Raw genomic sequence first — 21,206 nt, 5'->3', positions numbered from 1 at the left:
CATGCGCCGCCGCCTGATCAACTCCACGCTCGCCGTGGTGCTCGTCGTCATCGCCGTCTTCGGGGTCTCCCTGGTGATCGTGGAGACCCGGACGATCACCAGCAGCGCCCAGGACCGCATCGAGTCCGAGGCGCTGCGCCTGGTCGGCATGGTCGAAGCGAGCGTCCTGGAGCGCAAGCCCATCGACGCCCACGCCCTCGCCGAGCAGCTCGACATGGGCGGCTACGCCCGGATCACCGTCCCCGGGCAGCCGCCCGTGGAGGTCGGCGACCGGATCCCCGACAGCGTCATCCGCGGCACCGCCAAGGGGGAGCAGGGCGAGACCGTCGTCGTCGAGGAGTCCCGCTCCACCGTGACCCGGGAGGTCGGGCGGACCCTGGCCGTGGTCGGAGCGGTGGCGCTGCTCGCCGTCGTGGCGGCCGTACTGCTCGCCGTACGGCAGGCCAACCGGCTGACCTCGCCGCTCACCGACCTCGCCGAGACCGCCGAGCGGCTGGGCTCGGGTGACCCGCGGCCGCGGCACAAGCGGTACGGGGTCCCCGAGCTGGACCGGGTCGCGGACGTACTGGACTCCAGCGCGGAGCGGATCGCCCGGATGCTGACCGCCGAGCGGCGGCTGGCCGCGGACGCCTCGCACCAGCTGCGCACCCCGCTCACGGCCCTGTCGATGCGGCTGGAGGAGATCACGGTCACCGACGACCTGGAGACCGTACGGGAAGAGGCGACGATCGCCCTGACCCAGGTGGAGCGGCTCACGGACGTGGTCGAGCGGCTGCTGACGAACTCGCGGGACCCGCGGACGGGCTCGGCGGTCCCCTTCGACCTGGACGAGGTCGTCAAGCAGCAGGTGGAGGAGTGGCGGCCGGCCTACCGCAGCGCCGGGCGGGCCATCGTGCGCTCGGGGAAGACGGGCATGCGGGCCGTCGGCACCCCGGGCGCGGTCTCGCAGGTGCTGGCGACCCTCGTGGAGAACGCGCTGATGCACGGTGGCGGCACGGTCGCGCTGCGTACCCGGGTGATCGGGAACCAGGCGGTGCTGGAGGTCACGGACGAGGGGCCGGGGGTCCCGCCGGACCTCGGCAACCGGATCTTCGAGCGGGCGATCAGCGGGCGCAATTCCACCGGGATCGGGCTGGCGGTGGCCCGGGACCTGGCGGAGGCCGACGGGGGGCGCCTGGAGCTGCTGCAGACGCAGCCGCCGGTGTTCGCGCTGTTCCTGAGCCGTACGGCCCCGGAGCGGCCGGAGCCGGAGCAGACGGTGCGCTGAACGGCGCCGAGCGGCCCCACGCCGGCGTGATGCCGGGTCGGCTGATGCGGGGGGAACCGCCGGGAGGACCGCCGGGGGACCGCGCTACTTGGCGGCGGGCTCGGGGGCGCGGGAGGCGCCGGCGGCTCCGCCGCGCGGCGAGGAGACCACGGCCGCGACCTCCGCGGCCTCCACGGGCTCGGACCGCTGCTCGGGCAGGGCCTTGAAGACCCAGGTCCGGTACGACCAGAAGCGGAACACGGTGGCGGTGCCGATGCCGATGAACTTGAACACGTTCGTGGCGAGCGGGCCGTCCCAGCCGAACCCGTAGGTGGCGGTGTACAGCACGCCGTTCTCGATCACCAGGCCGATCACGCTGAAGGCCACGAACAGCGGCAGCTCGCGGGAGCCGCCGGTGCGGGCGCGGTCGCGGTAGGTGAAGTACCGGAAGCCCAGGTAGTTGGTGACGATGGCCACGACGGTGGCTATGACGCTCGCCCGGACGACCTGGAGGTCGGTGGTGTGGCGGATCAGGTTGAAGACGCCCAGGTTGACGAGCACACCGACGCCGCCGACGGCCCCGAACTTCGCGACCTCGCGGGCGAGGCCGCGTACGCGTTCGAGCGCGGAACCCTGCTGCGGCGTGCTCATGTGATGGATCAGTCCTGTCGTCACCGCCCCGGTCGGGGGCGTCCGTGGAGGCGTCTGCCGCCTTCGGTCAACCCGCCCATGCTAAGTGTCGCCCCAGGGGCCCGTCTGTGCCTTCGCACACCGTGCGACGCACGGCACACGGGGGTGCGGACGCTACGCGCGTCGACCAGAACGGGCCAGGGTCACGTCCGTATGGCGGAATACCGGCGGATACCCTGGAGTGGTGACGTTCCCGGTAGTCGGCATGGTCGGCGGCGGTCAGCTCGCCCGCATGACCCACGAGGCGGGCATCCCCCTCGGCATCAGATTCAAGCTCCTCAGTGACACCCCACAGGACTCGGCGGCCCAGGTCGTGAGCGACGTCGTCATCGGCGACTATCGCGACCTGGAGACGTTGCGCGCCTTCGCGCGCGGCTGCGATGTGATCACTTTCGACCACGAGCACGTGCCCATCGAGCACCTGCGGGCCCTGGAAGCGGACGGCATCCCCGTCCGCCCGGGGCCCGACGCGTTGATGCACGCCGCCGACAAGGGGGTGATGCGCGCGAAGCTCGACGAGATCGGCGCCCCCAGCCCCCGCCACCGGATCGTGAGCGATCCGGCGGACGCGGCGGCCTTCGCGGCCGAGGTGGGCGGCTTCCCGGTCATCCTCAAGACCGTGCGCGGCGGCTACGACGGCAAGGGCGTGTGGTTCGTCCGCACCCCCGAGGACGCCGAGGCCCCCTTCAAGGCGGGCGTGCCGGTCCTCGCGGAGGAGAAGGTCGACTTCGTCCGCGAGCTCGCGGCCAACATCGTCCGCTCCCCGCACGGCCAGGCCGTGGCCTACCCCGTGGTCGAGTCCGTCCAGGTCGACGGCGTCTGCGACACGGTGATCGCCCCCGCCCCGAACCTCTCCGAAGCCCTCGCGGGCGAGGCCCAGGCCCTCGCCCTGCGCATCGCCAAGGAGCTCGGCGTGACCGGCCACCTGGCCGTGGAGCTGTTCGAGACCGCCGACGGCCGGATCCTCGTCAACGAACTGGCGATGCGCCCGCACAACAGCGGCCACTGGACCCAGGACGGCGCGATCACCTCCCAGTTCGCCAACCACGTCCGGGCGGTCCTGGACCTCCCCCTGGGCGACCCGCGCCCGCGGGCCCGCTGGACGGTCATGGCGAACGTGCTCGGCGGGGACTACCCCGACATGTACGCGGCGTACCTGCACTGCATGGCCCACGACCCGCAGCTGAAGATCCACATGTACGGCAAGGACGTGAAGCACGGCCGCAAGGTCGGCCACGTCAACACCTACGGCGACGACCTGGACGATGTGCTGGAACGCGCACGCCACGCAGCCGGCTACCTCAGGGGAACGATTACCGCATGAGCAGCTCCACCGCAGGTCCCGTCGTCGGCATCGTCATGGGCTCGGACTCCGACTGGCCCGTCATGGAGGCCGCCGCCCAGGCCCTCGACGAGTTCGAGATCCCCTACGAGGTCGACGTGGTCTCGGCCCACCGGATGCCGCGCGAAATGGTCGCGTACGGGGAGCAGGCCGCCGGGCGCGGCCTCAAGGCGATCATCGCCGGGGCCGGCGGCGCCGCCCACCTGCCCGGCATGCTCGCCTCCGTCACCCCGCTGCCGGTCATCGGCGTACCCGTGCCGCTGAAGTACCTCGACGGCATGGACTCCCTGCTCTCGATCGTCCAGATGCCCGCGGGCGTTCCCGTCGCCACCGTCTCCGTCGCCGGGGCGCGCAACGCCGGGCTGCTGGCCGTACGGATGCTGGCCGCCCACGACCCGGAGCTGCTCGGCCGCATGAAGGAGTTCCAGCAGGAGCTGAACGACCAGGCCACCGAGAAGGGCAAGCGCCTGCGGACGAAGGTCGCGGGCGCCGACTCCTTCGGATTCGGCAAGTGAGCGCCGCGCAGCGCCTGAGCGAGGCGCGGGAACTGCTCGCCGAGCACCCGGTGGTCGACGGCCACAACGACCTGCCGTGGGCGCTGCGCGAGCAGGTCCGCTACGACCTGGCCCGGCGCGACATCGCCGGCGACCAGCGCGGCCGGCTGCACACCGACATCCCCCGGCTGCGCGCCGGCGGCGTCGGCGCGCAGTTCTGGTCGGTGTACGTGCGCTCCGACTACGCGGGCGACACCGCCGTCAGCGCCACCCTGGAGCAGATCGACGCCGTCGCCCAGCTGATCGACCGTTACCCGGCGGACCTCGTACGGGCGCTGACGGCCGACGACATGGAGGCGGCCCGCGCCGACGGCCGGATCGCCTCGCTGATGGGCGCCGAGGGCGGCCACTCCATCAACAACTCGCTGGCCACGCTGCGCGCCCTGCACCAGTTGGGCGTGCGGTACATGACGCTCACCCACAACGACACGATCGACTGGGCCGACTCGGCGACCGACGAGCCGCGCCACGGCGGCCTGAGCGACTTCGGCCGCGAGGTCGTCCGCGAGATGAACCGCATCGGCATGCTCGTCGACCTCTCGCACGTGGCCGCGACGACGATGCGCGACGCGCTCGCCGTCACGGCCGCGCCGGTGATCTTCTCGCACTCCTCCTCGCTGACGATGTGCGACCACCCGCGCAACATCCCGGACGACGTGCTGGAGCGGCTGCCGGCCAACGGCGGCGTCGCGATGGCCACGTTCGTACCGAAGTTCATCCTCCCGGCGGCCGTCGAGTGGACCCTGGCCGCGGACGAGAACCTGCGCGCGCACGGCTTCCACCACCTGGACACCTCGCCCGAAGCGATGGCCCTGCACCGGGCCTTCGAGGCGGAGCGGCCGCGCCCGGTGGCCACCGCGGCCACCGTCGCCGACCACCTGGACCACATGCGCGAGGTGGCCGGCGTCGACCACATCGGCATCGGCGGGGACTACGACGGCACGGCCTTCACCCCGGCCGGGCTGGACGACGTGGCGGGCTACCCGAACCTGATCGCGGAGCTGCTCGCGCGCGGCTGGTCCCGGGCCGACCTGGCCAAGCTGACCTGGTCCAACGCCGTACGGGCGCTGCGCGACGCGGAGGCGGTGGCGCGCGAGCTCTCGGCATCCCGCGGCCCCTCGAACGCGGTGCCGTAGCCGCCGGAGGCCCTCGGCGACTGCCCTCCCGGCGGCTGCGGCGAGGGGTGTGACCTGCGGGTGACACCCGAACGCCTCATCCGCCGGGCGGCCCGGCCGCCCCGCGTGTCACCGTGGCAGCATCTCTCTCTCCCTGCTGCCGCCGAGACCGGAGCCGAACGCCATGGCCGACCTGCAGGATGAACCGCACACCGACTATGCGGCGCACACCGCGTACGCCGCCGACACGGTCCCCGCGGGCCCCGGATCCGCGGGAGCCGGGGACCCACCCGCCCCGGTGACGGGCAGCGCCCTGGACCGGGCCGTCGCGCTGTTGTCCGTGCATCCCGTCACCGACGGGCACAACACCCTCGTCTGGACGCTGCGCCAGAGCCCGTACCACGACATCGACACCCCCGACAGCGGTGTCGACACCGACATCCCGCGGCTGCGCGCCGGAGGGGTCGGCGCCCAGTTCTGGTCGCTGCTGCTGCCGCACGAGGACGAGGCCGCCGACCGGGTGCTGTCCGACACCCTCGACCAGATCGACACGGCGCTGGCCCTGATGCGCCGCTACCCGGACGGCCTGTGCCTCGCGCTGACCGCGGACGACATGGCCGACGCCCGCAACCGGGGCCGGATCGCCTCGTTCCTGGGCCCCGTGCCCGGCCGTACGCTGACCGACTCACTGGGCGCGCTGCGCGCCTTCCACGCGCTGGGCGTACGGATCCTCGCACCCGCGGGAGCCCCCTGGGCCCGGGACGAGCTGACCCCCTTCGGCCACGAGGTGGTCAAGGAGATGAACCGGCTGGCGATGCTGGTGGACCTGACCGGCTGTACCCCGGAGGTGGCCTGCCAGCTCGCGGGCGCCTCCAAGGCCCCGGTGATCGTCTCGCACACCGCGGCGGCGGCGCTGAAGCCGCATCCGGGGAACGTGACCGACGACGTCCTGCTGGCCCTCCGGGCCGCCCAGGGGCTGGCGATGGTCACCTTCGACGCGGACCAGACCGGCGACTCCCTCCACGCCGTCGCCGACCACGTGGAGCACGTACGGGCCGTGGCCGGTCCGGACTGCGTCGGCCTCGGCGCCACCTTCGGCACCGAGCCGGGCGTCCGGCGGCCGACGGGCCTGACCGATCCCTCGGGCTACCCCCGGCTCATCGCGGAGCTGCTGGAGCGGGGCTGGTCGGAGACCGATCTGGCACTGCTGACCTGGGGCAACGCCCAGCGGGTGCTGCGCGACGCGGAGTTCACGGCCCGTGCCGCCCAGCACCGCAGACCGGCGTAGGCCGGCCGGTGGACGTCACGCGCGCGGGCGGCCCATCGCGCGGTACGTCCAGCCGGCCGCGCGCCAGCGGTCGGTGTCCAGGGCGTTGCGGCCGTCGAGGATCAGGCGGTCGGTGACGACCACGCCCAGCGCCACCGGGTCGAGGTCGCGGAACTCGCGCCACTCGGTGAGGTGCAGGACGACCTCCGCGCCGCGGGCGGCCTCCAGCGCCGAGTCCGCGTACCCGAGCGTCGGGAAGACGCGGCGGGCGTTGTCCATGCCCTTCGGGTCGTAGACGGTGACCTGGCCGCCCTGGAGGTGGATCTGGCCGGCCACGTTCAGCGCGGGGGAGTCGCGGACGTCGTCGGAGTCCGGCTTGAAGGTGGCTCCGAGCACGGCGACCCGCTTGCCGAGGAAGGACCCGCCCACGGCCTCGCGGGCCAGCTCGACCATGTGGCCGCGCCGGCGCATGTTGATGGAGTCGACCTCGCGCAGGAAGGTCAGCGCCTGGTCCGCGCCGAGCTCGCCGGCGCGCGCCATGAAGGCGCGGATGTCCTTGGGCAGGCAGCCGCCGCCGAAGCCGATGCCGGCGCGCAGGAACTTCTTGCCGATGCGGTCGTCGTGCCCGATGGCCTCGGCGAGCTTGACCACGTCCCCGCCGGCCGCCTCGCAGACCTCCGCCATCGCGTTGATGAAGGAGATCTTGGTGGCGAGGAAGGAGTTGGCTGCGGTCTTGACGAGCTCGGCCGTCGGGAAGTCGGTCACCACCAGCGGGCTGCCCTCGGCCATCGGGGTCTCGTAGACCTCGCGCAGCACCTTCTCGCCGCGCTCGCCGTGGACGCCGATCACGATCCGGTCGGGGTGCAGGGTGTCCTGGACGGCGAAGCCCTCGCGCAGGAACTCCGGGTTCCAGGCCAGCTCGACCTCCTCGCCCGCCGGGGCCAGCTCGGCCAGCTTCGCGGCGAGCCGCTCCGCCGAGCCCACGGGCACGGTGGACTTGCCGACGACCAGGACCGGGCGGGTCAGGTGCGGGGCGAGGGATTCGATCGCGGAGTCGACGTAGCTCATGTCGCAGGCGTACTCGCCGTGCTTCTGCGGGGTGTTCACGCAGACGAAGTGGACGTCGCCGAAGGCGCCGACCTCCTCCCAGGACTGGGTGAAGCGCAGCCGCCCGGTGGAGCCCGGCAGGCCCTCGACGTGTGCGGCGAGGAGCTCCTCCAGCCCGGGCTCGTACATCGGCACCCGGCCGGCGGACAGCATCTCGATCTTCTCCGGGACCACGTCCAGCCCGAGCACCTCGAAGCCCAGCTCCGCCATCGCCGCGGCGTGGGTGGCGCCGAGGTAGCCGGTGCCGATCACAGTGATCCTGAGGGGGGCCATGGGTGCTCCAGAGGTGCGGGGCCGTTTGCGGCCACTGAGCATAGTCGGGCCGGTCCGGGGGGACGTTCCCCAGGAGACCCGGCTGTCACGCAGCTCACGTACTCCGTACATATCGCTGCCGGGACGCCGGACACTAAGATTTGGGTTACTTAACGGTAGTTAGCATCACGCATCACACTTGGGGAGTGAGAGTCTTGGCGGGTTCTGCCGACTTCGACCTGTACCGCCCGGCCGAGGAGCACGACATGCTCCGCGAGTCCGTCCGCTCGCTCGCCGAGGCGAAGATCCTGCCGTTCGCCGCCGCGGTCGACGAGGAGGCCCGCTTCCCGCAGGAGGCGCACGACGCGCTCGTCGCCAACGACCTGCACGCCGTCCACGTCCCCGAGGTCTACGGCGGTGCGGGCGCGGACGCGCTGGCCACCGTGATCGTGATCGAGGAGGTGGCCCGCGTCTGCGCGTCGTCCTCCCTGATCCCGGCCGTGAACAAGCTCGGCTCGCTCCCGGTGATCCTCTCCGGCTCCGAGGACCTGAAGAAGAAGTACCTCGGCCCGCTGGCCAAGGGCGACGGCATGTTCTCGTACTGCCTCTCCGAGCCCGACGCGGGCTCGGACGCGGCCGGCATGAAGACCCGCGCCGTGCGCGACGGGGACTTCTGGGTGCTCAACGGCGTCAAGCGCTGGATCACCAACGCGGGCGTCTCCGAGTACTACACGGTCATGGCCGTCACGGACCCGGAGAAGCGCTCCAAGGGCATCAGCGCGTTCGTCGTCGAGAAGTCCGACGAGGGCGTCTCCTTCGGCGCCCCGGAGAAGAAGCTCGGCATCAAGGGCTCCCCGACCCGCGAGGTCTACCTCGACAACGTGCGGATCCCGGCCGACCGCATGATCGGCGCCGAGGGCACCGGCTTCGCCACCGCGATGAAGACCCTGGACCACACCCGCATCACCATCGCGGCCCAGGCGCTCGGCATCGCCCAGGGCGCCCTGGACTACGCCAAGGGCTACGTCCAGGAGCGCAAGCAGTTCGGCAAGCCGATCGGCGACTTCCAGGGCGTGCAGTTCATGCTCGCGGACATGGCCATGAAGATCGCCGCCGCCCGCGCGCTGACCTACCAGGCGGCCGCCGCCTCCGAGCGCGGCGACGCCGACCTCACCTTCCTCGGCGCGGCGGCGAAGTGCTTCGCCTCGGACGCGGCGATGGAGGTCACGACGGACGCCGTCCAGCTCCTCGGCGGCTACGGCTACACCCGTGACTACCCGGTGGAGCGCATGATGCGCGACGCGAAGATCACGCAAATTTATGAAGGCACGAACCAGGTCCAGCGGATCGTCATGGCCCGCAACCTGCCGTAGCCCGGCCTGCCCCGCAGCACCGAGAACGGCCCCCGGCACCCGCCGGGGGCCGTTTCGCGTCCGATCGGACGACGAGGGGCGATTTGTCACCCGGATGGGCCTAGACAGGGGGCTGTCCCCGGGCCGCCGGGGTGGGGTCGGGGCAGGATCGGCTGGGGTCGTGGTTTCGGTCGTGCGGCCCGCACGCGTGAGTCATGGGACGGAGCGCCAGTGACGGACAGCGCAGGCATACCGGGCGGCACCGATGCGGCCGGAGGCTCCCCGAAGCCCCCGCGCGGCCGCCGGCGCCGTCTGCTGCGCTGGATCGCGCTCGGGCTGGCCCTGCTCGTCCTGTGCGGGGCGGCGGTCGGCTGGTGGATCTACCGCAAGCTCGACGGGAACATCACCGAGGACACCTCCGCCGCCGCCGAGCTGGAGCGCTACGAGCGCGAGCGCCCCACCCACGCCGTCGGCGGTTCCCAGAACATCCTGCTCATCGGCTCGGACTCGCGCTCCGGCAAGGAGAACGCCCGCTACGGCCGGGACCGCGGCACCGAGCGCTCGGACACCACGATCCTGCTGCACCTCCCCGCGGACCGCAGGAGCGCGACGGCGGTCTCGATACCCCGGGACCTGATGGCGCAGATCCCCGCCTGTCTGACGGCGGACGGCAGCCGTACCGGCGAGCGGCTCGCCCAGTTCAACTGGGCGTACCAGTGGGGCGGGGCCGCCTGCACGATCCGTACGGTGGAGAAACTCACCGGAATCCGGATCGACCACCACATGGTGGTGGATTTCGGCGGGTTCAAGAAGATGGTCGACGCGGTCGGCGGGGTGGAGGTCTGTCTCAGCCAGCCGATGAAGGACTCCGAGGCTAAGCTGAAGCTCCCGGCCGGCCGGCAGACCCTGCACGGCGAGCAGGCCCTCGGCTTCGTCCGCGCCCGTTACAGCCTGGGCAACGGCAGCGACACCGAACGGATGGAGCGCCAGCAGCAGTTCCTCGGCTCGCTGGTCAAGAAGGTCCAGAGCACCGGGGTGCTGCTGAACCCGGGGCGGCTCTACCCGCTGCTGGACGCGGCGACGTCATCGGTGACCACCGACCCCGGGCTGGCCTCGCTGCGCGGACTGTACGAACTGGTCCGCGGCGTCCGGGACATACCGGCCGAGCAGGTCAAGTTCCTGACGGTGCCGCGCCGCCCGTACGCCGCCGACCCGAACCGGGACGAGCTGGTGCAGCCGGAGGCGGCCCAACTGTTCGAGCACCTGCGGACGGACAAGCCGCTCACGGTGGCCCCGCCGAAGCCCGCGGCCCCGACGGCGGCCGGAACCGCGCGGGCCCCGCAGAGCGCCCGCGCCGCCGATGGCGGGGCCTCGGAGCCCCCGGAGGGAACCGGACCCACCCCCGCGCCCGTCCCCACCTTCACGGGAACCACGGCGGGCACGGCCGATTGCCGGTAAAGCAATCCCAAAAGGCGGTGTCCGAACCGAAGGCCTTGGGTGGTTTGGGCCGTTATAAGGGGAGTGGAATTTGTCACCACCATGGTTTGCGGTCAACTGGGGCGGATAAGGTGAGCGATCCGGTGCCCCGACCAGACCAAGAGGCCGTGCACCAGCAGCCGGATCGTTGACCGAGCGTCTTGGGGGAGACGCGTCGTGAGGCACCGACGGAGGATTCGAGCAACCGTGGATGCGCAAAGCCGTGGGCGGGCGGAAGAAATCGACCCCGCAGACCAGTGGGTGCTCAACCCCCGCACTGGCAACTACGAACTGCGACTGGACCGTTCCGCTGCGCAGCAGCAGCCCTCTGTCGCCGCCCCCCGCAGACCGTCCTCGGCGCGCACCGGTGCGCCCGGAGCCCCCAAGGCTCCCAAGGCCCCGTCTCCGGCGGTGCCCGGGCCGCGGCGCGGCGACGGCCCGCCCGGGCGGCGCGGCGGCCGGCCGCGCAAGGGCGGCGGCGGAGGCGGCCGGCGCAAGAAGGTTCTGGTCGTCACCGGCGGCACCCTGGCGTTCCTGCTGATCGCCGGTTCGGTGGGCGGGTACCTCTACTACGACCACCTGAACAACAACCTCAACGTCACCGATGTCGGCGACGCGGGCACGGGCGGGTTCAAGAAGGACCAGCCCATCAACATCCTGGTGATCGGCACCGACAAGCGCAGCGGCGCGGGCAACGAGGGCTACGGGGACGCGGAGAGCGTCGGCCACGCCGACACCACCATCCTCTTCCACGTCGCCAAGGACCGCAGCAACGCGACCGCGCTGTCCATCCCCCGGGACCTGATCACGAACATCCCGGCCTGCCCGACGAAGCAGCCCGACGGCTCGACGAAGACCATCGCCGGCCAGAAGGGGACGCGGTTCAACGTCAGCCTGGGCCAGGAGGGCCGCGACCCGGGCTGCACCATGCGTACGGTGAAGGAGATCACCGGCGTCACCGTCGACAACTTCATGATGGTCGACTTCAACGCGGTGAAGGTGCTGAGCACGGCGGTCGGCGGTGTTCCGGTCTGCCTCGCGAAGCCGGTGGACGACAAGGACTCCAAGCTGAAGCTGGACGCCGGCGAGCACCGGCTCCAGGGCGAGCAGGCCCTGGCCTTCGTGCGGACCCGGCACTCGTTCGGCAACCACGGCGACCTCGACCGGATCAAGACCCAGCAGCAGTTCCTGGGCTCGATGATGCGCGAGATGAAGTCGAAGGAGACGCTGACCAGTCCGAAGAAGTTCTTCTCCCTCGCGGAAGCCGCCACCAAGTCGCTGACCGTCGACTCGGGCATAGGGTCCATCGACAAACTCACCAACCTCGCGGGTGAGTTGAAGGACATCGATCTGAAGAACGTCACCTTCACCACGCTCCCGGTGCTCGACAACCCGGCCGAGCCCGAGGGCAAGAAGGCGACCGTCGTCGTCGACCAGCGCGTGGCCGACCCCCTGCTGAAGATGATCCAGGCCGACGTCTCGCTGACGGAGGTCGAGAAGAAGGAGCAGGCGGCGAAGGACGCGGCCGACGCGGAGGCCAAGAGCAAGGCGGACGCCCTGCTCCAGGGCAACCGCGCGCCCGCCGGCGACGTACGGGTGGACGTCTACAACGGCGGCGGTCCCGGCGGCGCCGCCTCGACCACCGTGAACTGGCTGCAGAACAGCAAGGGCGTGAACAAGTCCAGCAACCGCGGCAACGCGCCCGCCAAGCTCGACGCGACGCAGCTTGAGTACGCGCCCAACCAGGCCGACCAGGCCCGCGCGCTGGCCGACCTGATGGGGCTGCCGGCCACGGCGCTGAAGATGGGCACGGCCGACGCCGCGGCCAAGACCCCGATGAAGCTGACGCTCGGCGCCGACTTCAAGGGGGCGGGGGTCTCGCTGACGGCGCCGCAGAAGGCGCCGGAGGACATTCAGCGGGTCGAGGCGGACAAGGCGATCTGCGCGAAGTAGGCCCACTGGGGCCCACTGGGGCCCACTGGGGAAGACGGGCCGGCCGGCCGAGCACGACCGAGCAAGGCGAACGGCCGGCCCGTGCCGGTGCGACCGGCACACCACGACACGAAGTGAATCTTGAGGGGGACGTGTGAGGCACAGCAGCGTGCGAGGGGAGGGGGCGCCCGCCCAGCCCGGTGAGATATCCGGCGGCGGATCCGGCGCGTCCGGCGCCGTCCCCCCACCGGGAGACGGGTCGGGCGGCGGCACCCCCAAGCGGCGCGGCCGGCGGCGGGTCCTGCGCTGGGTGTCCTCCATCCTGTCGTTCCTCATACTCGCGACGGCGGCGGGCGGCTACCTCTACTACCGCCACCTCAACGGCAGCATCAAGACGGACGTCCTGAACCTCGGCGAGAACAAGCTGGGCGGCTCCAAGCCCAACGCCTTCGGCCAGACCCCGCTGAACATCCTCCTCATCGGCTCCGACGCCCGTGACGACGCGGCCAACCAGGCCCTCGGCGGCGCGAAGGACACCTTCGGCGGACCGCCCCTCGCGGACGTGCAGATGCTGCTGCACCTGTCGGCGGACCGCAGCAACATGTCGGTGGTGTCCATGCCCCGCGACACGATGCTGATGATGCCGAAGTGCACCGAGCCGGGCGGCACGGTCCACCAGGCCAGCAAGGGGCTCGTACAGACCAACGAGTCCCTCGGCCGGGGCGGGCCGGGCTGCACGGTCGCCGCCTGGACCGAGCTCACGCGCATCCCGATCGACCACTTCATGATGATCGACTTCAAGGGCGTGGTGACGATGGCGGACGCCATCGGCGGCGTCCCGGTCTGCGTCCAGCAGAACGTGGAGTCGCGCACCCGCGACGGCAAGGGCTCCGGCCTGAGGCTGCCCGCCGGTACGAGCACCATCCAGGGCGAGCAGGCCCTGCAGTGGCTGCGCACCCGCTACGGGTTCGAGGACGGCACCGACCTCGGCCGCACCCACGCCCAGCACATGTACATGAACTCGATGGCCCGCGAGTTCCGCAAGAACGCCAAGCTCAGCAACCCGGTGAAGCTCAACAGCCTGGCGCAGGCGGCCATCAAGGCCATGGTCGTCGATCCCGGCCTGAACAAGATCGACAAGCTGTACGACCTCAGCATGGAGCTCAAGAAGGTCCCCACCGGGCGGATCACCATGACCACCATGCCGTGGGTGTACAGCACCCGCGAGGAGGGCCGGGTCGAGCCCAAGCCGGTCGAGGCCGAGGGCCTGTTCCGGATGGTCCGCGAGGACATCGCGCTCGACGGCAAGGGCTCCGGGAACCCGGACGGCACCACGCCCTCGCCGGGCGCCCCGTCCTCGACCGCCCCCTCCACGGCGCCCTCCCAGCCCGCCGCCGACCCGGCAGCGCCCCCGGCGAAGATCGCGGTCAGCGTGCGCAACGCGACCGGCGGCAAGGACGGCGCGCAGGTCCGGGTCAAGGGCCGGGCCGACGAGGTCGCCGCGATCCTCGTCGGGAAGGGCTTCACCAAGGCCCAGTCCACCCAGCAGACCGGGGCCGAGGACACCACCGTGATCCGCTTCTCCAGCCCCGGCCAGGCGGGTGACGCGGCGGCCGTGGCCACCGCGCTCGGCCTGCCGGCCACCGCCGTGGAGAAGTCCGACGACGTCACCGGGATCGTGCTGTTCGTCGGCAAGGACTGGCGCAGCGGCAGCGCGCCGGCCTTGCCGCCGCCCGCCCCGACGAAGGCGCCGGACTCCGCACGTCCGCTCAACGGCGACGACGACAAGGAGTGCATGGCGGTCCAGCCGGGCTTCACCTGGTAGGACCCCTGCGCACGAAGGGGCCCGGTGGCGTCAGCGCCACCGGGCCCCTTTTCCGTACGTGCGTACGCGGCCTGCTCAGACCCCGCCGGCCAGGTCCCGGCGCACCGCCGGGCGGCGGCTCGCGATGACCTTGGCCGCGAGTGCGCGCGGGCTGGTCAGGAAGCCGAAGCCCCAGGACATGTGCATGGTGGCCATGGCCACCGGGATCTGCGCCCGGGCCTTCAGCGAGAGGCCCTTGCCGGCCGGGACCGAGCCCACGGTGATCGCGGCGAGGTAGCCGGCCGGAACCACGAAGCCCCACGGGCTGACGGCCGCGCCGACCACGACGCCGGCGGCGATCGCGCACAGCGCGGTCGGCGAGGCGAGGTAGCGCAGGTTGATCGAGCCCGAGTGGTAGCGGGCCACGACGTGCCGCCAGCGGCCGTAGTCCTTGTACTGCTTGGCGAGCGCCCGCAGGGAGGGCCGCGGGCGGTACTGGACCTTCAGCTCGGGCGAGAACCAGATCAGCCCGCCGGCCTCGCGGATGCGGAAGTTCAGCTCCCAGTCCTGGGCGCGGATGAACTCCTCGTTGTAGCCGCCCGCCAGATCCAGCGCCTCGCGGCGGAAGACGCCCAGGTAGACGGTGTCGGCCGGACCGGCCTTGCCTCCGGTGTGGAAGGCCGCGTTGCCGACGCCGATCCGGGAGGTCATCGCGGCGGCGACCGCGTCCTCCCAGGCGTTCTCGCCCTCGGCGTGCATGATGCCGCCGACGTTCTGCGCGCCGGTCTCCTCCAGGAGGCGGACCGCCGTGGCGATGTAGTTCGGCGACAACATGCCGTGGCCGTCGACGCGTACCACGATCGGGTGGCGCGAGGCCTTGATGGCGGCGTTGAGGGCGGCCGGAGTACGGCCGGAGGGGTTCGGAACGGTGACGACGCGGGCTCGGTCACCGGATGCCGTCTCGCGTACGAGCTCGGCGGCGATCTCGTCGGTGCGGTCCGTGGACGGCCCGAGCGCGATCACCACCTCCATTTCACCGGCGTACTCCTGTCCGAGGATGTGGCGGACGGAGTCACGCAGATGGCGCTCCTCGTTGAGCACCGGCATGATCACCGAGACTGCGGGCTGCTGGGCGGGCATGTGGTCCTTCAAGGTCGGGTATCGGTGTCACGTTACCGCGTACGGGGGAAACGGGTGCGCGCCGCATGATCGGTAGGGACAGAGGCTGATCGTATGGGCCTACTGTTCTGACGATCTGCCCGATGTGTCCGGTCCGACGAGGCCGGCTCCGATGCTTTCGGTCCGTCCCTGTAGGTCCTGCTGCCCCCGCGGAGGTGTCCCCCGTGCCCCAGCCGCACCGCCCCACCCGACCCGCCCGGCCCCCGCAGCCGCAGCGCGCACGGCGCGGAGGTGCTCCGGACCGGCGCCGGGGGGACGCCCGGCCCCGGTGGGGGGTCCGGCTGGCGGCCGGGCTGGCGGTGGCGGTACTGGGCTCCGGGGCGATCGGGCACGCGATGATGACCGGCCTGGACACAGGGATCGAGCGGGTGGACCCGTTCAAGGACATGAAGAACCGGCCGCAGGCCGGGCACGGTCTGAACTTCCTGCTGGTCGGCACCGACGGACGGGACAAGATCACCCCCGCGGACAAGAACGCGTACCGCCTCGGCGGCGCCCCCTGCCACTGCACCGACACCGTCATGCTGGTGCACCTCTCCGCCGACCGGGAGCGGGCCAGCGTGGTCAGCCTGCCCCGCGACAGCTACGCCGAGCTGCCCGAGCACCGCGACGAGTCCAGCGGGAAACAGCACGGGCCGCACCCGGTGAAGCTGAACGCCGCGTACGCGGAGGGCGGGCCGCAGCTGACCGTGCGAACCGTCGAGAACATGACCCGGGTCAAGATCGACCACTACCTGGAGGTCGATTTCACCAGCTTCATGAAGACCGTCGACGCGATGGGCGGCGTGGAGATCTGCACGGCCAAGGCCCTGCACGACCAGAACACCGGCCTCGACCTGCTGCCGGGCAGCCACCGGCTCAGCGGCGGACAGGCCCTGCAGTACGTCCGCTCGCGCCACGTGGACGGGGCCGCCGACCTCGGCCGGATGCAGCGCCAGCAGAAGTTCGTGGCGGCCCTGATCAAGCAGGCCGCCGGCGGCGGGGTCCTGCTGAACCCGGTCAAGTTCAAGGAGGTCAGCTCCACCCTCCTGGGCTCGGTCCGGGCCGACCGCGGCTTCGGCTCGGAGCAGATGCTGGCCCTGGGCCAGGCCCTGCGCGATTTCACCCCCTCGTCCTCCGAGTTCGCCTCGGTCCCGATCGGGAACCCCTCGTACCCCGTCAAGGGCATCGGCTCCACGGTGAAGTGGGACGAACCGAAGGCCGCGAAGCTGTTCGAGGCACTGCGCCTGGACCGGCCGCTGCTGGTCCCCGCCGCGCCGGGGCGCCCGCCCGCCGGCGGGCCGCCGCAGCCGCCCGCGGTGCCGGTGGACGTGCCGCCGGGGCAGATCCGGGTACGGGTGGAGAACGGCACCCGGATCGACGGGCTCGGCGGGCGCGTGGACACGGCGCTGCGCGCCACCGGCTTCGACACCACCCGGGCCCCGGGCAACGGCGCGAGCCGCGAGGTCAAGCGCACCGTGATCGTGTACGACCCCCGCTGGGACCGCTCGGCCCGTACGGTGTCGACCGCGCTGCCCGGCAGCGAGCTGCGGGCGGTGGCGGGCCAGGGCCGGACGGTGCTGGTGATCGCCGGGGCGGACTACCGGAAGGTGGTGCCGGTCCGGCCCGAGGACCCGCAACAGGGCCGGTACGGGGCGGTCACGGGCGACCAGGTGATCTGCGGGAAGTAGCTCCGGGGGCCGGGGGCCGGGGGCCCGGGCCGCGATCAGTCGTCGTCGAAGCCCTGGGCGGCGCGCTCCTCGCGCAGCGCCATGATCGCGCGGCGCCGGGCGAGCCGGTGCGTGCGGCGGATCTGGGCCTCCTGGTTGCGGCGCCGGTCCTGGTCCGTCTCGGGGAGCACCGGCGGGACCGTGCGGGGCTTGCCGTCGGCGTCGACGGCGGTGAAGACGAGGTAGGCGCTGCCGACCTGGGTGGCGGGGGTGGATTCGTTCCACCGCTCGGCCAGGACCCGTACGCCGATCTCCATGGAGGAGCGGCCGGTCCAGTTGACCTGCGCCTTCACGTGGACGAGGTCGCCCACGCGGACGGGGGCGAGGAAGGCCATCTCGTCCATGGACGCGGTGACGGCGGGGCCGCCGGAGTGGCGCCCGGCGACGGCGCCGGCCGCGTCGTCGACCAGTTTCATGATCACGCCGCCGTGCACCGTGCCGAGGAGGTTGGTGTCGTTGGCCGTCATGATGTGGCTGAGCGTGGTCCGCGAGGCCGAGATCGGCTTGCCCTGGGGTTCGCCGGCCGTCACGCCCGGTATCTCTGTCATGCGCCTACCTTAAAGCCGACGCGCAGGCATCAGCTCTGCAACAGCACCGGAACGAAGCGCCGCCCGGACTGTCGGGCACCCCGTCCGGCCAGGCATCCTAGGCGGCATGAGTGAGTGGCCCGAGGGGCGCAACGACAACGGCGACGACCGGTACGGACGCGGCAGCGCGCAGGCGCAGCCCGAGGGTGCCCGGCGGATGCCGCATGTCCAGCGCCGGCAGCAGCGGCCGGTGCCGCCGCAGCAGCAACCGCAGCGACCGGTGCAGCCGCCGGCCCGGCCCGGACAGCCGCCCGCGTACGGGGTGCCCCCGCAGCAGGCCCCGAGCCACGACACGTACGGCTACGACAGCGGCTACAACACCGGCCAGGTCTACGGGCGGCCCCAGAGCGCCCCGGCGGGTCCGGGCGGCCCGGGCGCGCCCGCCGGTCCGGGTGGTCCGGGGGGTCCCGGCGGGCCGGGGCGCAGGCCCGCGGGGCCGGCCCCGGACTGGCGCAAGCGGATCAAGATCGGCTCCATCGTGCTCGTCACGGCGCTGCTCGCGACCACCATCGGCACCTACTTCTGGGCCGACTCCAAGGTGCGCCGCGAGGTGGACCTCTCCAAGGTCATCGAGCGCCCGAAGGAGGGCGACTGCACGACGTACCTGGTCGTGGGCTCGGACAGCCGCGAGGGCCTGTCCGACGAGGACAAGAAGAAGCTCCACACGGGTTCGGCCGAGGGCAAGCGCACCGACTCGATGATGATCCTGGCGGCCTGCTCCAGCGGGAACACCATGATCTCGCTGCCGCGCGACTCGGACGTGGAGATCCCCTCCTTCGTCGGCTCCGAGTCCGGGAAGAAGTACCCGGGCACGGGCAAGCACACCAAGCTCAACGCGGCCTACGCGGACGACGGCCCCGAACTGCTCGTGCGCACCGTGGAGCACAACACGGGCCTGCGCATCGACCACTACGCCGAGATCGGTTTCGCCGGGTTCGCGAACATCGTGGACGCGCTCGGCGGCGTGGACATGAACATCGAGAAGGGCTTCAAGGACGAGAAGTCGGGCGCCGACTTCAAGGCCGGCGAGCAGACCCTCAACGGCAGCCAGGCGCTGGCCTTCGTCCGGACCCGGTACGCCTTCGCCGAGTCGGACCTGGCCCGTACGAAGAACCAGCAGAAGTTCCTGTCGACGCTGGCCAACCAGGCGGCGACGCCGGGCACGATCCTCAACCCGTTCAAGCTGTACCCGGTGCTGGGCGCGGGCCTGGACACGCTGATCGTGGACAAGGACATGTCCCTGTGGGACCTGGCCGACATGTTCTTCGCGATGAAGGGCATCAGCGGCGGCGAGGGCGTGTCGATGAACATGCCGATCGCGGGCGAGCGCGGCGGCAACCTCCTCTGGGACAAGGCGAAGGTGCAGCAGCTCGTCAAGCAGATCCAGAACGACGAGAAGGTCACGGTCAAGGCCAACTAGCCGGGCCCGGACCGGACCTGACCGGCCGTCACCGGACCCGGCCGGGCAGGACCCGGATACGGAGATGCCGCCGGCCCCCGCGGGGGCCGGCGGCATCTCGCGTTCTGTCAGCGGTCGGAGGAGAACCGGACGGTGGCGGAGGGCAGTTCGGCCCCGCACCACACCCGTGCGCCCGCGCGCAGTTCGTTGTCCGCGCCGACGACGGCCCCGTCGCCGAGGACCGCTCCGTCCAGGACGGTCCGCAGGCCCACGGTGGCCCCGGCGCCGATGAGGCTCGCGCGTACGCGGGTGTCCGCGGAGACGACCGCGCCGTCGAGCACGATCGAGCCCTCGACCACCGCGCCCGCCCCGATCCGGGCGCCCGCGCCCACGACGGTGCCCCCGGACAGCTTCGCTCCGGCGGCCACCTCGGCGCCCGGGAGCACCAGGGACTCGCCGCGCGGGCCCGGGACGGCCGGGGAGGAGACGATTCCGCGCACGAGGTCGGCGGAGGCCTGGACGAAGGACTCGGGCTTGCCGAGGTCCAGCCAGTACGTGTTCTCGGTGACCCCGTGGAGCCGGGCTCCGGAGGTCAGCAGGCCGGGGAAGGTCTCGCGTTCGACGGAGACGGGGCGCCCGGCCGGGATGGAGTCGATCACGCTGCGGCGGAAGACGTAGCAGCCGGCGTTGATCTGGTCGGTGATGATCTCCTCGGGGGTCTGCGGCTTCTCGGTGAAGGCCAGCACCCGCCCCTCGGGGTCGGTGGGGACCAGGCCGAACGCGCGCGGGTCCTCGACCCGCACCAGGTGCAGTGAGACGTCGGCGGCGGCCGCCCGGTGGGAGTCGACCAGCCCGGCGATGTCCAGGCCCGTGAGGATGTCCCCGTTGAAGACGAGGACGGGCTCGTCCGGCCCGCCGGTCAGCCGCTGCGCGGCGTTGCGGATGGCTCCGCCGGTGCCGAGCGGCTCGTCCTCGACGACGTACTCCAGCGAGACGCCGAAGGCGGAGCCGTCGCCGAAGTACGGCTCGAAGACCTCGGCGAGGTAGCAAGTGGCCATCACGATGTGCGTGACACCTGCCGCGGCGGCCCTGGCTATCTGGTGGGCGAGGAACGGCACACCGGCCGCGCGCACCATCGGCTTGGGAGTGTTGACCGTGACGGGGCGCAGACGCGTCCCCTGCCCCCCGACCAGCAGGATGGCTTCCAAAATTGTTCTCCCCACCCGGTTCGGGCCCTATGAGGGTCCCAAGTTAGCCCATCCGCGTCAGCACCTGCCCGGCCCCCGAACGAGACGAGACCCACACCACCCGGGCGCCCTCCGGGCGCCCGCTCTACAGGGCGGTGTGGGTGACGCGCTCGGTTTCGGTGCGGGCGGTCAGGGCTTCCGGGGAGAGGTGCTCCGGGTTGCGGCACAGGACCACCGAGCCGTCCGCCGCCAGGGCGGCGAACAGCCCGGCCGAGAGGCCCTCCCAGGTGTCGTAGCCGAGTCCCGAGAGCAGGCGGGAGCCCGTCGTGAGGCCGCGCTTCGCCGCGTCCTCGCGAGCGCGGTCGACGAGCTGTGCGTACGACAGCTCCTCGCCGCCGACCACCAGGCCCGGCCCGTCCGCGTCCACGGGGACGAAGGGGGCGAAGCGGTCGCCCTGGCCCGGTACTTCCACCGCGTAGTCCGCGAACCCGGCGGGCGGCTGCGGGAACCGCCCGCCCAGCGGCCGCAGCGCGAGCGCGACGCGCTCGCCGGAGCAGGCCGCGGCCTCCTCCAGGGTGTCCGGCCCGCTGACGACGAGATCGGCGCCGGCCGGGTCCCCGCCCACCTCGGCGACGACTCCGACCGAGGCGCAGGCGAGCAGCCACACGGCGCTCTGCCAGTGCGCGGGGAGCAGCAGCGCGAGCCGGTCGCCGGGTTCGGCGCCCAGGTCGCCCTGGAGCAGATTGGCGGTCTTGGCCACCCAATTGGCGAAGGTGGCGACGGACAATTCGACGCGCTCGCCCGTGGCGTCGTCGTAGAACGTGACGAGCGGGCGGCCCGGATCGGCGGCGAGCGCGGATCGCAGCAGGTCGGCAGGGGTGCGGTCAGTGGCGTTCACCCGGCCCACCCTACGCGGGCCCCTCGCCCGTACGGAGGGCATCGGCTCCTCCGTACGGGCGAGGGACGCGCGGGAGCGATCGGACGGGCCGTCAGTTCTCCGATGGCGCT

At 72.1% G+C, this 21,206-nt stretch carries 17 protein-coding genes; 11 read left to right on the top strand and 6 right to left on the bottom strand.

Features of this window, described 5'->3' with window-relative positions; translation table 11 throughout:
• Nucleotide 1 precedes the first annotated feature (1 nt).
• A complete protein-coding gene (locus ACFYXV_RS24755) occupies nt 2–1,267 on the top strand; it encodes an ATP-binding protein (protein WP_383338171.1) in 1,266 nt (421 codons plus the stop codon).
• A gap of 84 nt (nt 1,268–1,351) precedes the next feature.
• Here the strand turns inward: ACFYXV_RS24755 and ACFYXV_RS24750 are convergent, their stop codons facing one another.
• The gene (locus tag ACFYXV_RS24750) at nt 1,352–1,897 is read right to left on the bottom strand and encodes a GtrA family protein (RefSeq protein ID WP_389384060.1); all 546 of its coding nucleotides are present in this window, start codon (nt 1,895–1,897) and stop codon (nt 1,352–1,354) included.
• A 223-nt stretch (nt 1,898–2,120) separates the two neighbouring features.
• Between ACFYXV_RS24750 and ACFYXV_RS24745 the strand changes: the two genes are divergently transcribed.
• The 4 genes from ACFYXV_RS24745 (at nt 2,121) to ACFYXV_RS24730 (ending at nt 6,235) form a co-directional block, all read left to right on the top strand.
• The gene (locus ACFYXV_RS24745) at nt 2,121–3,260 is read left to right on the top strand and encodes a 5-(carboxyamino)imidazole ribonucleotide synthase (RefSeq protein ID WP_383338175.1); all 1,140 of its coding nucleotides are present in this window, start codon (nt 2,121–2,123) and stop codon (nt 3,258–3,260) included.
• Nucleotides 3,257–3,793: a 5-(carboxyamino)imidazole ribonucleotide mutase gene (purE, locus tag ACFYXV_RS24740; RefSeq protein ID WP_383338177.1), complete on the top strand. Its 537-nt coding sequence runs from the start codon at nt 3,257–3,259 to the stop codon at nt 3,791–3,793. Before ACFYXV_RS24745 ends, purE begins: the two co-directional genes overlap by 4 nt.
• Nucleotides 3,790–4,968: a dipeptidase gene (locus ACFYXV_RS24735; RefSeq protein ID WP_385475879.1), complete on the top strand. Its 1,179-nt coding sequence runs from the start codon at nt 3,790–3,792 to the stop codon at nt 4,966–4,968. Before purE ends, ACFYXV_RS24735 begins: the two co-directional genes overlap by 4 nt.
• 163 nt (nt 4,969–5,131) lie before the next feature.
• A complete protein-coding gene (locus tag ACFYXV_RS24730; RefSeq protein WP_389384059.1) occupies nt 5,132–6,235 on the top strand; it encodes a membrane dipeptidase in 1,104 nt (367 codons plus the stop codon).
• A gap of 15 nt (nt 6,236–6,250) precedes the next feature.
• Here ACFYXV_RS24730 and ACFYXV_RS24725 read toward each other — a convergent pair whose 3' ends face one another.
• On the bottom strand, nt 6,251–7,594 hold the full coding sequence (locus ACFYXV_RS24725; RefSeq protein WP_389384058.1) for a UDP-glucose dehydrogenase family protein: 1,344 nt from the start codon (nt 7,592–7,594) through the stop codon (nt 6,251–6,253).
• A gap of 194 nt (nt 7,595–7,788) precedes the next feature.
• Between ACFYXV_RS24725 and ACFYXV_RS24720 the strand changes: the two genes are divergently transcribed.
• The 4 genes from ACFYXV_RS24720 (at nt 7,789) to ACFYXV_RS24705 (ending at nt 14,158) form a co-directional block, all read left to right on the top strand.
• Nucleotides 7,789–8,946 (top strand): acyl-CoA dehydrogenase family protein, encoded by a 1,158-nt coding sequence (locus tag ACFYXV_RS24720; RefSeq protein WP_366100388.1) that lies wholly within the window; start codon nt 7,789–7,791, stop codon nt 8,944–8,946.
• 210 nt (nt 8,947–9,156) lie between these two features.
• Nucleotides 9,157–10,383: an LCP family protein gene (locus ACFYXV_RS24715; RefSeq protein WP_389384057.1), complete on the top strand. Its 1,227-nt coding sequence runs from the start codon at nt 9,157–9,159 to the stop codon at nt 10,381–10,383.
• Between the two features lie 225 nt (nt 10,384–10,608).
• Entirely contained in the window at nt 10,609–12,354 is a 1,746-nt protein-coding gene (locus tag ACFYXV_RS24710) for an LCP family protein (RefSeq protein WP_385475870.1), read from the top strand.
• A gap of 133 nt (nt 12,355–12,487) precedes the next feature.
• The gene (locus ACFYXV_RS24705; protein ID WP_389384056.1) at nt 12,488–14,158 is read left to right on the top strand and encodes an LCP family protein; all 1,671 of its coding nucleotides are present in this window, start codon (nt 12,488–12,490) and stop codon (nt 14,156–14,158) included.
• 75 nt (nt 14,159–14,233) lie between these two features.
• On the opposite strand, the gene ACFYXV_RS24700 is transcribed toward ACFYXV_RS24705, so the two are convergent.
• The gene (locus ACFYXV_RS24700; RefSeq protein WP_383338199.1) at nt 14,234–15,277 is read right to left on the bottom strand and encodes a glycosyltransferase family 2 protein; all 1,044 of its coding nucleotides are present in this window, start codon (nt 15,275–15,277) and stop codon (nt 14,234–14,236) included.
• A 374-nt stretch (nt 15,278–15,651) separates the two neighbouring features.
• Here ACFYXV_RS24700 and ACFYXV_RS24695 point away from each other — a divergent pair, with 374 nt between their 5' ends.
• The gene (locus ACFYXV_RS24695) at nt 15,652–16,986 is read left to right on the top strand and encodes an LCP family protein (protein WP_389384146.1); all 1,335 of its coding nucleotides are present in this window, start codon (nt 15,652–15,654) and stop codon (nt 16,984–16,986) included.
• Nucleotides 16,987–17,021: 35 nt separating this feature from the next.
• On the opposite strand, the gene ACFYXV_RS24690 is transcribed toward ACFYXV_RS24695, so the two are convergent.
• The gene (locus tag ACFYXV_RS24690; RefSeq protein ID WP_383338201.1) at nt 17,022–17,573 is read right to left on the bottom strand and encodes an acyl-CoA thioesterase; all 552 of its coding nucleotides are present in this window, start codon (nt 17,571–17,573) and stop codon (nt 17,022–17,024) included.
• Between the two features lie 106 nt (nt 17,574–17,679).
• Here ACFYXV_RS24690 and ACFYXV_RS24685 point away from each other — a divergent pair, with 106 nt between their 5' ends.
• Nucleotides 17,680–19,032: an LCP family protein gene (locus ACFYXV_RS24685; protein ID WP_385475864.1), complete on the top strand. Its 1,353-nt coding sequence runs from the start codon at nt 17,680–17,682 to the stop codon at nt 19,030–19,032.
• A gap of 107 nt (nt 19,033–19,139) precedes the next feature.
• Here ACFYXV_RS24685 and ACFYXV_RS24680 read toward each other — a convergent pair whose 3' ends face one another.
• Both ACFYXV_RS24680 and ACFYXV_RS24675 read right to left on the bottom strand, forming a co-directional pair.
• Entirely contained in the window at nt 19,140–20,222 is a 1,083-nt protein-coding gene (locus ACFYXV_RS24680; RefSeq protein WP_385475886.1) for a sugar phosphate nucleotidyltransferase, read from the bottom strand.
• A gap of 121 nt (nt 20,223–20,343) precedes the next feature.
• Entirely contained in the window at nt 20,344–21,096 is a 753-nt protein-coding gene (locus tag ACFYXV_RS24675) for a TIGR03089 family protein (protein ID WP_389384055.1), read from the bottom strand.
• Nucleotides 21,097–21,206: the final 110 nt, after the last annotated feature.

This window comes from Streptomyces sp. NPDC002181 (genome assembly GCF_042890485.1).
Taxonomy (GTDB): Bacteria; Actinomycetota; Actinomycetes; order Streptomycetales; family Streptomycetaceae; genus Streptomyces.
The sequence above is the reverse complement of the archived record's forward strand: the minus strand, read 5'-3'. Positions and strand labels throughout refer to the sequence as shown.